This is a genomic window from Cellulomonas sp. C5510 (assembly GCF_019797765.1).
Lineage (GTDB): Bacteria > Actinomycetota > Actinomycetes > Actinomycetales > Cellulomonadaceae > Cellulomonas.
On sequence record NZ_CP081862.1, the window covers coordinates 2,475,053 to 2,490,765 of the forward strand.

The window sequence follows — 15,713 nt, forward strand, 5'->3', positions numbered from 1 at the left end:
CACGCTCAGGCCGGGAGGGCTCCGCCCGTCCGCGTCAGCGCCCCGAGCGCGCGGGCGACGTCCTCCTCGTCGTTCCAGACGTGGAAGGCCAGCCGGACCCGCCCGGCCCGGCCTGCGACGCGGCAGCCGGCCGCCTCGAGCGCGGCCAGGCGGCTGCCGTCGGGGTCCGCGAGGCTGACGACCGCGGACCCGCCGGGCTCCAGACCCAGTCCCGCGCGGAGCGTGTCGGCGAGTCCGGCCCCGTGCGCCCGCACGGCGGCGGTGTCGGTCGTGGCGAACGCGTCGAGCGACTCCGCCGCACCCAGCCACGCCTGCCACGCGGGGGAGACGTCGTACCGGCGCGCGTCGGACGCCAGGTGCATCGCGGGTCCGTAGCAGGAGGCCCAGGGGTCGTCGCCGGCGTACCAGCCCGCCTGCGCCGGGCGCAGCGCGTCCTGCGCCTCCTCGCGCACCGTGAGGAACCCCGCGCCTCGCGGGGCGCAGAGCCACTTGTACGCGGCCGTGACGGACACGTCGTACCGGCCGGCGTCCACCGGGAGCCACCCGGCCGCCTGCGTCAGGTCGCACAGCGTGCGGGCGCCGGCCGAGCGCGCGGCGGCGACCACGGCCTCGTCGTCGAGCACCTCCCCCGTGGCCGACTGGACCAGCGCGTAGGCCACGAGGTCCACGCCCGGGACGATCGCGTCGGCCAGCCCCGCGGGCGGGACGTGCTCGACGCGGATGCGGTCGCCCTGCGCGAGGAAGGGGAACACCACGGAGGTGAAGTCGCCGTCCACGCAGACGACCCGCGCGCCGTCGGGGAGGGAGCCCGCGACGAGCGAGGTCATCGCAGAGACCTGCGACCCGATCGCGACGCGTGCCGGGTCCACCCCCACGAGCTGCGCGAAGGACGCCCGCGCCTCCCGGACCGCCGCCTCGTAGCGCGGCACGTCCAGCCGGCCGCTCCCCCAGCGGTCCAGGTCGTCCCGGATCGCCTGCGTCGTGCGGCGCGGCGCGACGCCCGCCGTCGCGGCGTTCAGGTAGCCCGGCGCGGGGTCGAAGTCGGCTCGCAGCTCGTCGAGGGATCGCATGCCGGAGACTCTGCCGGGAGGGTGCCATGCAGACAAGCGCGAGTTCCTCGCCGAGCCATGCATGCGGCTTATGCTCCGTGGATGCCACCTCGCCCGCTCGACGCCGCCGCCCTCCGCCTGGTGAGGGCGGTGCACGACACCGGCAGCGTCACCGCCGCCGCACGCACCCTCGGGCTGACGCAGCCCGCGGCGAGCCAGCAGCTCCGGGCGGTGGAGCGGGCGATCGGCACGCCGGTCGTCGTCCGCGCGGGCCGCGGGGTCCGCCTGACGGAGGCCGGGCTGGTGCTCGCCCGCAACGCGGTCGCCGTGCAGTCGGCGCTCGACGCCACGCTCGAGGAGGTCGCCGCGGTCGCCTCGCTGCGGGCCGGCCGGGTGCGCGTCGCAGCTTTCCCCTCGGGCGCCGCCACCCTGCTGCCCGCCGCCCTCGCCGCACTCCGCGCCGAGCACCCCGGGCTGAGCACGACGTTCGCCGAGGCGGAACCGCCCGAGGCGCTGGCCGAGCTCGCCGCCGGACGGGTCGACGTCGCCCTGACGTTCCGGGACGCGGACACCGCACCGCCGGACGACGGCGAGGGCAGCAGCCTGCTCCGGGTGCCGCTGCTGGAGGACGACGTGCTCGTCGTGCTGCCCGACGCCGACGGTCACCCTCCCGGGGAGCCGGTCCGTCTCGACACCCTCGCGGACCGCCCGTGGATCGCGGGGTGCCCGCAGTGCCGGGCGCAGCTCGTGGGTGCCTGCGCGCGTGCCGGGTTCGCGCCCCGGGTGGACTTCGCCACCGACGACTACCTCGCCGTGCTGGGCCTGGTCCGCGCGGGCCTCGGAGTGGCGACGCTGCCCGGGCTCGCGCTCGCCGCCCTTCCGCAGCCCGGCGTCACGGTCCACCCCGCGCGCCCCGGCACGTCGCGGGTCGTCGAAGCCGTCGCCGCCCCGGGTACCGCGCGAGTGCCGGCGGTCGCCGCCGCGCTCGCCGCCCTGCGCGCCGCGGCCTCGGGCGTGCAGCACCCCCACGTCCGGCCGCGTGGCCGGACCGAGCGTGCCACGGACTGGCAGCCCGCCCCGGCCGCGTGGTCGCTCAGAGCCCGAAGCGCCGCGCCACCGCTCGCAACGACTCGGCCGACCGCTTGAGCCCCGCCAGCTCGTCCGTCGACATCGGCACCTGGAGCCGCTCGCCCACGCCGGAGCGCCCCACCACCGACGGCACCGAGAGGCACACGTCCGAGATGCCGTGGTAGCCGTCCAGCAGCGAGGAGACGGGCAGGATCCGCCGCTCGTCCTTGACGATCGCCTCGATGATGCGGGAACCGGCCAGCGCCACGGCGTAGTTGGTCGCGCCCTTGCCCGCGATGATCCGGTACGCGGAGTCCACCACCTCGCGGGCGATCGAGTCGCGCACCTCGCGCGTCAGCGGCACGTGGCCGTCCATGGCGTTCCAGTCGAGCAGGGGGACGCCGCCGATCGTGGCGGACGACCACAGCGGCAGCTCGGTGTCGCCGTGCTCGCCCGCGATGTACGCGTGCACGTTCTGCACGGCGACCCCGGTGTACTGCGCGATGAGGTACCGCAGCCGCGAGGAGTCCAGGACGGTCCCGGAGCCGAAGAGCTGGGTCGGCGGCAGCCCGGAGACCCGCAGCGCCGCGTACGTCACGATGTCGACCGGGTTGGTCACCATCACGTAGACCGCGTTGGGGGCCACCTCGACGAGCGACGGCAGGATCTTCTTGACCAGCGAGATCGTGGCCTCGGCCAGGTCGATGCGGGTCTGGCCGGGCTTCTGCTTCGCCCCGGCGGTGACCATGACGACGTCGGCGTCCGCGCACGCGGCGATGTCGTCGGACCCGACCACCTCGGCCATCGGCATGAACTGGATGCCGTGACCCAGGTCGAGCGCCTCGGCCTCGACCTTCGCCTTGTTGATGTCGTACAGCACGACGCTGCGGGCCGCCCCGCGCATCAGCGCCGCGTACGCCATCGTCGACCCCACGGCACCGGCGCCCACGACGGCCAGCTTGGTGGTGCGGCGCGGGCCGGCGGCGGTCCCGGGCAGTCCGAGCTCGTCGCCCTCGACGTCGTTCGTCTGATCGGTCACGGCGGTCCTCCTGGTGGTGCTGCTGCGGCAGCGGGCGCCGGCCGGCGCGCTGCTGCGCACGAGGCTAGCCGCCCCCGGGGCGGCTGCGCGCCCGCTGGGCTGCGACGCGTGTCACGGCGCCGCGGCCCGCACGCGGGGTCACGCGGGCCGGCCCGGTCGGTCGGGGCCGCGCGGGCAGGCCCGGCCGGTCAGGGCTGCGCGAGCCGGCGCAGGGCCCCGAGCGCGACCTCGCGGTCCGTGGTGCGCCAGAACGCCGGCAGCGACCGCGCCAGGAACTCCCCGTAGCGCGCCGTCGCGAGGCGGGGGTCGAGGACGGCGACGACGCCCCGGTCGTCCACGGAGCGGATGAGGCGCCCTGCCCCCTGCGCGAGCAGGAGCGCGGCGTGGGTGGCCGCCACGGACATGAACCCGTTGCCGCCGGCCGCTGCCACCGCCTCGGACCGGGCCGACCGCACCGGGTCGTCCGGGCGGGGGAACGGGATGCGGTCGATGATCACGAGCTGGTTCGCCCGGCCCGGGACGTCGACGCCCTGCCAGAGCGACAGCGTGCCGAACAGGCACGTGGCCTCGTCCTCCGCGAACCGCCGCACCAGCGTCGGGAGCTGGTCCTCGCCCTGCACGAGCACCGGCACGTCCAGCCGGTCGCGCATCGCCTCGCCGACGGCCACCGCGGCGCGACGCGACGAGAACAGCCCGAGGGTGCGTCCGCCGGCGGCGGTGACGAGCGCCTGGATCTCGTCGAGCTGCGCGTCGGTCGCCGGTTCGCGTCCGGGAGGCGGCAGGCGGCGCGCGATGTAGAGGATGCCCTGGCGGGGGTAGTCGAACGGGCTGCCGACGTCCACGCCGTGCCAGGGCAGCGTCGCGGTCGCGGACGACCCGGTCCCCTCGGTGCCCGCCCGCCCGCGAGCGGACGCCTCCCCCGCGGACGCCGCACCCCCCGCGTCAGTCCCCTCGCTCCCGCCCGGCGCCCCGAGCACCGCCGCGGGCGTCGCCACGGAGGCCGTCGCCGCGGCCGCCTCGCCCGCCCCCTCGAGGCCGATCGCCCGCGCCATCGGCCGGAACTCCCCGCCGAGGCTGAGCGTGGCCGAGGTCAGCACGGACGCCTTCCCGGCGAGCAGGTTCGTGCGGATGAGGCCGTTCACCGCGAGGGGCGCCGCGTACAGCCGGGTCGCCCCGTCGCGCTCCCCGCGGGAGCACCACAGGACGGTGAAGCGCTGGTCGTCGGGGTCCGCCGCCATCCGCTCGGCCACCTCGAACAGCGCCAGCACCGCGGACGTCGCGATCTTCAGGCCCGGGTCCGGCTGGGCGCTCTCGCCCGCGGCGGGCTTCTCCGGACGCAGGGCGGTGAGCAGCGACCGCGCGGCGTCCCGCACCATCGCCACGGTGGCGCGCGTGCCCTCCGGCAGCCCCTGGGCGAACCGGCCCTCGGGCAGCTGCATCAGGGCGGTACCGAGCGCCGTGGCAGCACCGTCGAGGTCGGTCGTCGCGACACCCGCGTGGCGGCGCGCCATCCTGCCGGCGTGCTCGACGGTGGCCACCGACAGCTCCGCGGTCGACTGCGCCGTGACGCGGTCGGCGAGCTCGTGCGCCTCGTCGACCACCAGCACCTGGTGCTCGGGCAGCACGCCGGGCGAGCCGGACGCCGCGATCCCGAGCATCGCGTGGTTCGTCACGACGACGTCGGCGGACCGGGCAGCGGCCCGCGCCCGCTCGGGGAAGCACTCGTCGAGCACCGGGCACCGCTGCCCCAGGCACTCCAGCGCCGTCACGGAGACCTGCCGCCACGCGCGGTCACCTACGCCGGGCACCAGGTCGTCCCGGTCGCCCGTCTCCGTGGCCTCCGCCCACTCCCGCAGCCGGACCACCTGGGCCCCGAGCGACTCCTTCTCCGCGGGCTCGCCGTCCGTCGCCTCGGAGGTCGCGGGGTGGTCGGCCGCGCCGCGGTCCCCCAGGTCGAACAGCATGCCCTGGTCGTCCGGCGGGTAGCCGCCCGCGGTCTTGTGCACGCAGACGTAGTTGTGCCAGCCCTTGAGCAGGGCGACCTGCGGGGCCCGCGGCAGCTCCGGGGCGAGCGCGTCCGCGACGAGCGGCAGGTCGCGCGTCATGACCTGACGCTGCAGGGCGAGCGTGGCCGTCGAGACCACGACGCGCTCGTCGGCCAGCACGGCGTGCCGGACCGACGGGACCAGGTACCCGAGCGACTTCCCGGTGCCGGTGCCCGCCTGGACCATCAGGTGCCGGCCGGCCTCGATGGCGTCGGCGACCTCCCGGGCCATGCGCCGCTGGCCCTCGCGCGGTGCGCCGCCGAGCGCCGCCACCGCCACGTCGAGCAGGTGGTCGACGTCCGGGGCTGGATCAGGCACCCGGACAGGGTAGTCGCGCGCGCCGACAACCCCGCACGCGGGGTCGTCGGCGGGCGTCAGCGGCCGCGGACCGCCGCGGCCGTCAGCTCGGACGCGAGGCCGGCGTCGACGCGCCCCCGCAGCGCCGTCCCCAGCTCGGTGTGCTCCTCCACGTCGATCTCCCCCGTCTCGTGCACCCGGTGGACGAGGTCGCCGCGGTCGTACGGGATCACCACGTCGACCGTGACACCCGGGCGCGGGAGCTGGTCGGCGATGACGGCCTGGAGCTCGTCGATCCCGTCGCCGGTGTGCGCGGAGACGACGACCGCGCCGTGCTCGCGCGAGCGCAGGCGGGCGAGCGCCTCCGGCTCGGCGAGGTCGGCCTTGTTGAGCACGATGATCTCGGGCACGTCCATGGCGCCCGGGATGTCCGCGAAGACGTGCCGCACGGCGGCGATCTGCCCCTCGGGGTCCGGGTGCGACGCGTCGACGACGTGCAGCACCAGGTCGGCGTCCGCGACCTCCTCGAGCGTCGAGCGGAACGCCTCCACGAGCTGGTGCGGCAGGTTCCGGACGAAGCCCACCGTGTCCGCCAGCGTGTACACGCGGCCGTCCGAGGCCTGGGCGCGACGCACGGTCGGGTCCAGCGTGGCGAACAGCGCGTTCTCGACCAGCACGCCGGCGTCGGTCAGCCGGTTCAGCAGCGAGGACTTGCCGGCGTTGGTGTAGCCGGCGATCGCGACCGACGGGATCGCGTTCTTGCGGCGCGACGCGCGCTTGGTCGCACGGGCGGGCTCCATGGCGGCGATCTCGCGGCGCAGCTTCGCCATCCGGTTGCGGATGCGGCGGCGGTCCAGCTCGATCTTCGTCTCACCGGGTCCGCGGGAGCCCATGCCGGCCCCGGCGCCGCCGACCTGGCCGCCTGCCTGCCGGGACATCGACTCGCCCCAGCCGCGCAGCCGTGGCAGCAGGTACTCGAGCTGCGCGAGCTCGACCTGCGCCTTGCCCTCCCGCGACTTGGCGTGCTGGGCGAAGATGTCGAGGATCAACGCCGTCCGGTCGACGACCTTGACCTTGACGACGTCCTCCAGCGCGCGGCGCTGCGAGGGTGCCAGCTCGCCGTCGACGACCACGGTGTCCGCGCCGACCGCCAGGACGACGCCCGCGAGCTCCGCGGCCTTGCCGGACCCGAGGTACGTGCCGGGGTCGGGGGTGGACCGGCGCTGCAGCAGCCCGTCGAGCACCTGCGAGCCGGCCGTCTCGGCGAGCGCCGCGAGCTCGCGCAGGGAGATCTCGGCGGTCTCCTGCGTCGTGCCCGGGCCGCCCCAGATCCCGACGAGCACCACGCGCTCCAGCCGGAGCTGCCGGTACTCGACCTCGGTGACGTCCTGGAGCTCCGTCGAGAGCCCCGCCACCCGGCGGAGCGACGTGCGCTCCTCGAGGTCGAGCTGCTCCCCGTCGTGCGCGGTGTGGACGGTGGCGCCGTCCTGGAGCGCCGTGCCCGCCCGGGCCAGCACGCGCGCGACGACGTCGTCGGCGACCCGCTGGGCGTCACGCGCGGCCTGCTGTGGGTCCGCCGGGGTGCCGGTGCGGTCCTGGTCGCGGGTCGAGGGCGTCTGGGGATCGGTCACGCGGGTCCTTCGGTGTCGGCGGCTGGGCGTCCGTCGTCGGCGCCCGGGCTCCAGTGTCTCGCGCCCCGGGAGGCGACGCGAGGCAATTCGCCACCGGCGGACGCCGGTAGGGTCGCGGGCGTGAGCCCCGAGCACTACTTCACGGCCGAGCCCGCGTCCGACGGCGAGCTCCGCCGCCGCACCGTGCAGCTGGCCGGCCGGGAGCTGGCCGTGGAGACCGCCGGTGGTGTGTTCTCCCCCGACCACCTCGACGCGGGCACCGAGGTGCTGCTGCGCCACGTGCCCGGACCGCCGCGCACCGGCGACCTGCTCGACCTCGGCTGCGGGTGGGGACCGGTCGCGCTGAGCCTCGCGCTGGCCGCCCCGGCGGCACGCGTGTGGGCCGTCGACGTCAACGAACGCGCCCTCGACCTCACGCGCCGCAACGCGGCGGCCCACGGGCTGGGCGGTGTGCGCGCGGTGCGCCCGGAGGACGTCCCGGACGACGTGCGGTTCGCGGCGATCTGGTCGAACCCGCCGATCCGCGTCGGCAAGGAGACCCTGCACGCGATGCTCCGCCAGTGGCTGCGCCGGCTCGTCCCCGGTGGTGAGGCGTACCTGGTCGTCGCGAAGAACCTCGGGTCGGACTCCCTGCTGCGCTGGCTGGGCGAGGAGCTGGGGGGCGAGGCGGACGTCGACCGCGTCGCCACGTCCCGGGGGTTCCGGGTGCTGCGGGTGGTCGCCGCGGGCTGACCGGCGGCGGACGTCAGCCGGCGACGGCCGCCACGGCCGCGCGGGCCTGCGCGAGCGACGGCACGCCGGTCACGCGCGCCACGGGCCGCCCCCCGCCGTCGAGCAGCACGACGGTCGGCGTCTGCGTCACCGCGAACCGCTCGGCGAGGTCGGCCCGGTCCGCGACGTCGACCTCGACGTGGACGACGCCCTCGGTCGTGGCGACGACGCGCTCGAGGATCCGGCGGGTCGCGCGGCACGGGGCGCAGAACGCCGAGGAGAGCTGCACGAACGTGGCCGCGGCGCCGAGCGGGTGGCGCAGCGCGCCCGCGTCGAGGGGCTGCCCCGCCGCGCCCACCGCGGCGGCTCCGGGAGGGACGGCGCCGGGCGGGAGCGCGCCGGACGGCGGGGCCTCCGGCGGGAGCACCTCACGCGCCGGTGCGTCCACGTCATGCGGCCGGGGATCGGGGGTCACGGAGTCGGAACGCCTCGTCGCCGCCGCGGTGTTCCCGGGCGGCCGGCGGCCGGCGGCCGGTCCTGCGCCCGTGCTCAGCCCGCGAGCGCCGCGACGTCGACGTCGACGTCCGCGACGAGCACCGCGGGCCCGGCGAGCTCGACGTGGCCGTCCGCGAGCGCCGTGACCCGCACCGTGCCGCCGGGGACGTCGACCAGCCACACGTCGGGCGCCTGCGGCCCGGCCCACGTGCGCACGGCGAGCGCCGCGGCGCACGCGCCGGTGCCGCAGGACCGGGTCTCCCCCACGCCCCGCTCGTGCACCCGCATCCGGAGGCGTCCCAGCACGGTGCCGTCGGCGTCCCGCTCCTCGCCGAGGGGCACGACGAGCTCGACGTTGGTGCCGTGCGGGGGCACCGGCTCGACGGCCGGCGCCCGCGTGAGGTCGGCGGCGTCCAGCTCGGCGTCCCCGGCGAGAGCGAGCACGGTGTGCGGGTTCCCGAGGTCGACGCCGAGCGCCGGCCGGGGCACGTCGAGCCCGGCCACCGCGACCTGGGCGTCGAAGCCGGCGGACACCGCCTCGGTGCCGCCCGGCAGGCGCCACGCGCCCATGTCGACGGCGTACCAGAGCTCGCCGGCCGGCCCCTCGACCTCGCGGACGCGACGGACGCCGGCGCGCGTGCCGAGCACGAGCTCGCCCTCGGCGGGGTCCCAGAGCCCGAGCGCCCGCGCGTAGGCCGCGACAACCCGGACGCCGTTGCCGCACATCTCCGCCACGGAGCCGTCGGCGTTGCGGTAGTCCATGAACCACGTGGCCGCGGGGTCCTCGGCGAGCGCGGCGGCGCCCTCGGGCAGGTCGGTGCTGGCGACCAGCCGGATCACGCCGTCCGCCCCCACGCCCGCGCGCCGGTCGGCGAGCGCCCGGACGAGCGCCGCGTCGAGGTCGACGCCGTCGCGGCCGTCCAGCAGCACGAAGTCGTTCTGGGTCCCGTGCCCCTTGGTCGCGCGCAGCACCCGGGAGGAGGTGGCGGTCGCGGGCGCGGCGGTGGGGACGGTCATGAGCCCAGACTACGGCGGGGCGCCGGGTCGGCCGTGGCGAGGCCGAGCTCACCGGCGTCCGCGGCCGCCACGAGGGCGAGCGCGCGCTCCGGCAGGTCCGGGTCCTGGGCGTCCAGCCAGTGCACCCGGGGGTCGCGCCCGAACCACCCCATCTGCTTGCGGGCGAGACGCCGCGTCCCGGCGACGACCTGCGCGCGGGCCTCGTCCAGCGTGATCTCGTCCCGCAGCGCCGCGATCACCTCGGCGTACCCCACGGCGCGGGCCGCGGTCCGGCCGATCCCGCTCTCCAGGAGCCCGCGCACCTCGTCGACGAGCCCGGCCGCCCACATCCGGTCGACCCGGGCCTCGACGCGCGCGTCGAGCACCGCCCGGTCGCAGTCGAGACCGATCTGCACCGCCGGGACGGCGTAGTCGTGCCCCGGCAGGTTCGCGGAGTACGGCCTGCCGGTCAGCGCGACCACCTCCAGCGCGCGCACGATCCGCCGGGCGTTGCGCGGTCCGATGCTGTCCGCCGCCACGGGGTCGACGGCCGCCAGCTCCGCGTGCAGCGCGCGGGCACCCTCCGCCTCGACGCGGGCCTCGAGCCGGGCGCGGACCTCCGGGTCGGTGCCCGGGAACTCGATGCGGTCGAGCAGGGCCCGGACGTAGAGCCCCGAGCCGCCGACCACGACCGGGCGCCGGCCGCGCGCCCCGATGTCGGCCACGGCCGCGCGGGCGTCGCGCTGGTAGGCGGCGACGCTCGCGTCCTCGGTGGGGTCGAGCACGTCGAGCAGGTGGTGCGGGACGCCGCGGCGCTCGGCCGGCGCCAGCTTCGCGGTGCCGATGTCCAGCCCCCGGTAGAGCTGCAGCGCGTCGGCGTTGACGACCTCGCCCCCGAGGCGCTCCGCGAGCGCCAGGCCGAGGTCGGACTTGCCGGTGGCCGTCGGGCCGACGACCGCGACGACGAGGGTCACAGGGCCTCCTGCGCGTGCGGGCGCCAGGCCGCCACGACGTGCCACGCGCCCGCGACGACCTCGGCCCGCGGGCCGGACACCCGCACGGGCCCCTCCGCCGCGGCAGCGGCCACGCGCCACGTCGGCCACGCGGACACCGCGAGCTCGCGGGCCGCCCGCGGGCCGAGCGCGTCCAGTGCCTCCGCCAGCGCGGCGGGACCGCCGGCCAGCCCGGCCAGCAGCGCCGCGTCGGCGTCCGCCGCGCGGGGGTCCTCCGCCAGCGGCGCCGCGTCGCCGTGCCGGGCGCTCGGCGAGCCGACCACGACCAGCAGCACCACCCCCACCGGGACGTCCGGGACGTCCGGCGCGTCGCCGTCGGGGTCGCGCGGGAGCTCGACCACGTCGACGGCGGCCGTCACGCCGGCGGCGCGCAGCAGCGTCAGCGCGACCGACGCCGGCACGTCGGCGCGGCGGGCGTCGGGCCCGGGCGGTGCGTCCGGCCTGCCCGCGGGCAGGCCGGCCGCACCGAGGCCGGTCGCGACCGGGTGGCGCAGCGTCCGGTGCACGTGCCCCGGTGCGACGACGAGCACCGGGGCGGACGCGGCCCGCCCGGCCGGCACGCCGGCAGCCCGCCCGACCGGCACGCCGGTGGCCGGATCGGCGGGCACGTCCGGCGGCAGCTCGGGCACCGCCGCGCCGAGCAGCGCGAGCGCCTCCTCGCGCAGCGCGGCCCCCGGGTCCTCCCGGCCGGCCGCGCCGGGGACGAGCAGCGCCGTGTCGGGCAGGAACACCACGGCCGGTCGCACCCCCCGACCGTATCCCGCCGCGCGGCGTCCGCGCGGCCCCGGCTCAGGACGTCAGCGAGCGCGCGAGCTCGTCGGCCCGGGCGTCCTGCCCGGAGCGGCGCAGCACATCGACCAGGTCGTTCGCGGCCTCGCCCCGCGGGCCCCGCTGCCGGGCGGCGGTGAAGCCCTCGACGGCGGACTCCAGGTGCCACACGGCCTCGTCGACGCGGCCGAGCCCGTCGTGCAGGCGGCCGGCCAGCCAGAACGCGTGCGCGGCGTCGACGGGCGCACCGAGCGCGGCGTACGCCTCGGCGGCCCGCTGCGCTCGTGCCGCGGCGTCCTGCGCGCGACCGTCGCCGCCGAGCGTGGCCAGCAGCCGGGCGGCGGCGTCCTCCAGGTCGGCCGCGGCGCGGCGGTCGGCCGCCTGCTCCCGCGCGACCAGGGCCTCCGCGCGGTCCTCGTCCGCGGCGGGCGGCGCGTCCAGGCGCGCAGCGAGCGACGCGGTCAGGTCGTCCGTCTCGCTCAGCACGGCGGCGGCGTCGCCGGTGGCGGCGGCCGCGCGCGCCCACTGCACGACCACCGGGGCGACGACCGCGGGCGGCAGGCCCCCGGCGCGCAGGCGCGGGACCGCCGCGGCGTAGCCCGCCGACGCCCCGTCGTCGTCACCGAGCACCTGGGCGCAGTGCGCGGCCTCGGCGTAGGCGAAGCCGGAGTCCGCGAGCAGCCCCGCGTGCTCGGCCGCGACGGCCGCGTCGAGGTACGCGGCGGCGGCCGCCTCCGGGTCGCCCTCCGCGACGAGGCGCTCGGCCTCCGCGACGAGCGCGTCCGGGGCGGCGTGCTGCGCGTGCGTCCCCCGACCCGCGCCGTGCGCGCCGACCTCGTCCGCGGGCGCGAGGTGCGGGGACGGGGCCGCTGCGCCGCCACCCGCGGCACTGGCGCTCCCGAGCCCGCGCGGCAGCACGTCGAGGTCCAGCACGTCGGCGGCGGGCTCGGTCCGCCACGCCCGTTCGACCGCCTCGGTCTCGGACGGCGTGCCGTTGCGCTCGTCGAACCGTGCCGCGAGCTCCCCGGCCTGCGCGCGCAGCCAGTCGTCCAGCTCGGCGACCGTCGCCGCGGGGACCCGGTCCAGCCGCAGCGGCCGGTCCCCGTGCTCCGGACGCAGCACGTGGGTCGCCGCCCCGACGAGGCGCGAGAACGCCAGGCGCGAGTACGGGGTGTCCCCTCCCGTCAGGTACTGCTGGTCCGCCTCGATCGCGCGCAGGGCCCGGTCGGGCTGACCACCGCGCGCCAGGAGCCGGATGCGCCGCCCGCGGGCGCCGACCATGTCGGACTCCGCCTCGGCCAGCGCCGCGACCGCCCGGCGGTGCGCGCGGGCGGCGTCGCGCGGTCGCCCCGTGTCGAGGTACGCCTCCGCGAGGTAGGACAGCATGTCGGCCGGCTCCGACGCGCACGACGGGTCCTGGGTGAGCGTCTGCTCGATCAGGCGGATGCCCTCCGGCACGCGGTCGGTGGCGAGCAGCCACGCCGCGCGGTCACCGGGGTCGCAGGCCTCGCACTGGGACCAGTCGTCCCGCGGCGTCGCCACCCACGCCTGGTACGCCGTCTCCGCGTCCGCCGTGCCGCGCTGGCGCGCCCACGCGAAGCGCTCGTACGCCACCGCGTCCATGCCGTTGCCGGCGAGCGCGTAGCGGCGCTCCATGTCGGCGAGCGTCCGGTCGATCTGCTCGGCGGGCACCGTCGGGAAGTCCGCGAGCGCGCTGACCATCCACTTGAACGACCAGAACAGCGCGTGGCGGTCCTGCGCGTCGAAGTGCTCCGGGTGCTCGTCCCACCAGCGCAGCAGCCGGGCGAACGCGACGAACGACCGGTCCACCTCCCCGCCCCACTGGTAGGCCTCGACGAGCGTGCTGAGCGCGTACGCCCGGGCGGCGTCCGGCCCCTCGGCGTCGACCAGCCGCACCTGCCGCTCGGCGGCCTGCGTCCGGGCGAGCCCGTACGGCATCTGCCGCACCCGGGAGATCTCGCGGTTGGCGTCGTCCAGCGTGCGGCTCACGCGCGCTCCTGTCCCGCCGGTCCCCCGGCGTCCTCGTCGGGCTCGTGGTCCTCGTCGTGCTGCCGTCCGGCGCCCGCGCCGGCGGGCCCCGCGGACCCCAGGCCGGCGCGCAGCAGCACCGCCAGCGACCCGGTCATGAGCTCGGACTCCCGGGCGCGCAGCGGCTCGCCGGCCAGCAGCAGCGCCGAGACGTACAGCGAGCGGACCCCCGCGGCCGCGACCTCGCCGGGCGGGGCCGCCAGGAGGTCCCGGACCACCGGGCTCGCGTCGTTCAGCACGAGCCGGCGGGCGGCGGCGGGCTCGGCGAACCCGGCGAGCACGTCGCTCCACACGTCGTCGGCCTCCGCCATCGCCGCGTGCAGGTCGCGCTGGTGGTCGCCGTCCCGGTCGTGCAGGAGCACGGCCGGCAGGTCCGCCGGCTCGAACGTGCGCAGCAGGACGTCGCAGTCCTGGGGGCGCAGCACCGCGCCCGCCGCGCGCACGGCGTCGAGCGTCTCCAGCTCCCGCTCCGGCGTCGGCGCGGCGAGCACCTGGGCGATGTCACCCGCCCCGAGGGGGCGCACCTCGACGCCGAGGCGGTTGCGCCCGGCGAGCCGTGCCAGCAGGTCGGCGTCGTAGACGTAGCCGGCGTTCACGACCGCCACGCCCTGCGCCCGCGCGACGGGGGCGATCCGCCGGTAGTCCTCCAGCGTCGGGGCGAACACGACCCGCCCGTGCTCCTGCGCGACCTCGGCCAGGGTCAGCGTCCCGTCCGTCGTCTCGTAGGGCAGGATCCGCGCCGCGAGGTCGAGCATCGTGTCGTCCGTGAGCGCGAGCGACCGCACCGCCAGGTGGTGCGTGGCGACGAACTGCCGCGCGAGCGCTGTCCCCGACTCGAGCGTGCGCAGGGTCCAGTCCCGGACCTGCCCGGCGAGCGCCTCCTGCGTCGCGAGCAGCACCTCGTCGGTGTAGAGCTGCTCGCGCGACGCCGTGGGCCGCAGCGCGGAGGCGTCGATCGCGCAGCGCACGAAGAACGCCCAGTCCGGCAGCAGCCCCTCCACGCGCGCACCGAGCAGCATCCGCTTGACCGAGACGCGGTGCGTGCCACCGCCGCCGGGCGGGACCGCGGCCGGCAGCACGAAGGCGACGCCGGTGACGCCGGCGAGCGGGACCTCCAGGTCGAGGTGCGCCAGCGGCGTGAAGCCGAACGTCCGCTCGCAGTACCGCTGCAGCGCTCGCGTCCGCTCGGCGTCGTCGGCGTGCGTGCGCGCCCACGGCAGGTCGGTGACGGTGACGCGGCGCCACGCGTGCCCCCGCCGGGCCCGGCCGTCGGCGAGCTGCCGCGCCCGGGTGGCCGGGTCGCCGGCCTGGTTCTCGCCCGCGCCGGACACGTCCCCGCTCGTCGTGCCCGGCCCGCCGAGCGGCACCTCGACGGCCACGTCGACGGGCAGCAGCGACCCGAACTCCGCTGCGAGCGCCGCCACGGTCTCCCCCGCGAGCCAGTGCTCGAGGTCCCGCCGCGGCCGCAGCAGCACCGAGCTGCCCGGCGGCAGGTCCGCCGCGGGCAGCTCCGCCAGGTCGTACGAGCCGTCCGCGCGCCCCACCCAGCGGATCGCGGGCGCTGCCGGATCCCGGGCGGACCGGGACACGAGCTCGATCTCGTCGGCGACCATGAACGCCGACAGCAGGCCGATGCCGAACTGCCCGAGGAACTCCTCCCGGCCCAGCCCGAGGTCGAGGTCGCGCTTGGACGAGCGGCCGACCGTCGCCAGCAGCTCCTCGGCCTCCGCGCGGGTCAGCCCGACGCCCGAGTCCACCACCGCGAGCGAGCCGTCCGCCAGCGGCCGCAGCCGCACGGTCGCCGGGCACCCAGGGTCCACTGCGCGCCGCGCCGTGATCGCGTCCACGCCGTTCTGCAGCAGCTCGCGCACGTACACGCGGGGGCCGGAGTACAGGTGGCGGGCGAGCAGGTCGACGACGCCGTGCAGGTCGACCTGGAACGCCCGCCCGGTGGTGGGCTCGAGCGGTGCGGTCACTCGGCCTCGAGCTCCGCCTTCGCCGCGGCGGCCTGCTCCGGGAACTGCTCGTCGAGGTGCTCGAACAGGCTCAGGGCGGTGGTGATGCCGCAGGCGAGGTGCAGGTCGAGCTGCTCGTCCGTGAGTCCGTGCTCGTAGTCGACGGTGTGCTCGGCGTAGACGCCGACCACCTCGCCCTCCGCGCGGACGTAGCCCTTGGGCCACAGCTTCTCGGAGTTCCAGGAGTTGACGAGGTCGACGACGCGGGCGTACTCGTCGACGGCGACCTTCCGGTTCCAGCGGCCGCGGACCTGCAGGTACTCCTGCTGGCCGCCGAGACGGAAGAAGTAGAACAGGTGCCCGTCCCAGTAGCCGCCGATGTCGCCGTCGTCGTCGACCCCGTAGCGCATGTCGCGTGCGTCCAGCACGGCCGTGATGCGGTCGTGCGACAGCGTCTGCGGGGCAGGCGCCGAGCCCGTGACCTCCGGCTTGGTGAAGAACCCCATGTCCGTCCTCAGTGCTCGTGCGGCGCACAGGGGGCGCCGCTGCTTGGCGTCGGGGCAGGTGGTGGGCGCGCCACCCCCTGCTCGGACGAGC

The 15,713-nt window shown here is 77.5% G+C and carries 13 protein-coding genes; 2 read left to right on the top strand and 11 right to left on the bottom strand.

Annotation, left to right across the window (positions count from 1 at the left end):
- Nucleotides 1–5 precede the first annotated feature (5 nt).
- Complete coding sequence (locus K5O09_RS11500) at nucleotides 6–1,070, bottom strand: aminotransferase class V-fold PLP-dependent enzyme (RefSeq protein WP_222169681.1); 1,065 nt, start codon at nucleotides 1,068–1,070, stop codon at nucleotides 6–8.
- 81 nt (nucleotides 1,071–1,151) lie between these two features.
- On the opposite strand from K5O09_RS11500, the gene K5O09_RS11505 reads away from it, so the two are divergent.
- Nucleotides 1,152–2,195 (top strand): LysR family transcriptional regulator, encoded by a 1,044-nt coding sequence (locus tag K5O09_RS11505; RefSeq protein ID WP_222169682.1) that lies wholly within the window; start codon nucleotides 1,152–1,154, stop codon nucleotides 2,193–2,195.
- Here the strand turns inward: K5O09_RS11505 and K5O09_RS11510 are convergent.
- The 3 genes from K5O09_RS11510 to hflX all read right to left on the bottom strand — a co-directional run bounded on the left by K5O09_RS11510 (nucleotide 2,143) and on the right by hflX (nucleotide 7,129).
- On the bottom strand, nucleotides 2,143–3,114 hold the full coding sequence (locus K5O09_RS11510; protein WP_255596361.1) for an L-lactate dehydrogenase: 972 nt from the start codon (nucleotides 3,112–3,114) through the stop codon (nucleotides 2,143–2,145). The two genes, K5O09_RS11505 and K5O09_RS11510, sit on opposite strands and share 53 nt — an antisense overlap.
- Nucleotides 3,115–3,344: 230 nt before the next feature.
- Nucleotides 3,345–5,519, bottom strand: coding sequence for an ATP-dependent DNA helicase (locus K5O09_RS11515; protein ID WP_255595324.1), 2,175 nt, complete (start codon nucleotides 5,517–5,519; stop codon nucleotides 3,345–3,347).
- Nucleotides 5,520–5,575: 56 nt separating this feature from the next.
- Nucleotides 5,576–7,129 (bottom strand): GTPase HflX, encoded by a 1,554-nt coding sequence (hflX, locus tag K5O09_RS11520; protein WP_222169684.1) that lies wholly within the window; start codon nucleotides 7,127–7,129, stop codon nucleotides 5,576–5,578.
- Between the two features lie 120 nt (nucleotides 7,130–7,249).
- Here hflX and K5O09_RS11525 point away from each other — a divergent pair, with 120 nt between their 5' ends.
- On the top strand, nucleotides 7,250–7,861 hold the full coding sequence (locus K5O09_RS11525) for a class I SAM-dependent methyltransferase (protein ID WP_222169685.1): 612 nt from the start codon (nucleotides 7,250–7,252) through the stop codon (nucleotides 7,859–7,861).
- 13 nt (nucleotides 7,862–7,874) lie between these two features.
- Here K5O09_RS11525 and K5O09_RS11530 read toward each other — a convergent pair whose 3' ends face one another.
- The 7 genes from K5O09_RS11530 to K5O09_RS11560 form a co-directional block, all read right to left on the bottom strand.
- Nucleotides 7,875–8,288 carry a thioredoxin family protein gene (locus tag K5O09_RS11530; RefSeq protein WP_255595327.1) on the bottom strand — a complete coding sequence of 138 codons (414 nt, stop codon included), beginning with the start codon at nucleotides 8,286–8,288 and terminating at the stop codon, nucleotides 7,875–7,877.
- Nucleotides 8,289–8,389: 101 nt separating this feature from the next.
- The gene (gene dapF / locus K5O09_RS11535) at nucleotides 8,390–9,352 is read right to left on the bottom strand and encodes a diaminopimelate epimerase (RefSeq protein WP_222169686.1); all 963 of its coding nucleotides are present in this window, start codon (nucleotides 9,350–9,352) and stop codon (nucleotides 8,390–8,392) included.
- Nucleotides 9,349–10,305 (bottom strand): tRNA (adenosine(37)-N6)-dimethylallyltransferase MiaA, encoded by a 957-nt coding sequence (miaA, locus tag K5O09_RS11540; protein WP_222169687.1) that lies wholly within the window; start codon nucleotides 10,303–10,305, stop codon nucleotides 9,349–9,351. Before miaA ends, dapF begins: the two co-directional genes overlap by 4 nt.
- On the bottom strand, nucleotides 10,302–11,090 hold the full coding sequence (locus K5O09_RS11545) for a hypothetical protein (RefSeq protein ID WP_222169688.1): 789 nt from the start codon (nucleotides 11,088–11,090) through the stop codon (nucleotides 10,302–10,304). The genes miaA and K5O09_RS11545 overlap by 4 nt, the downstream gene beginning before the upstream one ends.
- A 43-nt stretch (nucleotides 11,091–11,133) precedes the next feature.
- Nucleotides 11,134–13,122, bottom strand: a complete 1,989-nt coding sequence (locus tag K5O09_RS11550; protein WP_222169689.1) for a hypothetical protein — start codon at nucleotides 13,120–13,122, stop codon at nucleotides 11,134–11,136.
- Nucleotides 13,119–15,137, bottom strand: a complete 2,019-nt coding sequence (locus tag K5O09_RS11555; RefSeq protein WP_222169690.1) for an HSP90 family protein — start codon at nucleotides 15,135–15,137, stop codon at nucleotides 13,119–13,121. Before K5O09_RS11555 ends, K5O09_RS11550 begins: the two co-directional genes overlap by 4 nt.
- Nucleotides 15,134–15,622 (bottom strand): YbjN domain-containing protein, encoded by a 489-nt coding sequence (locus K5O09_RS11560; protein WP_222169691.1) that lies wholly within the window; start codon nucleotides 15,620–15,622, stop codon nucleotides 15,134–15,136. Before K5O09_RS11560 ends, K5O09_RS11555 begins: the two co-directional genes overlap by 4 nt.
- Nucleotides 15,623–15,713: the final 91 nt, after the last annotated feature.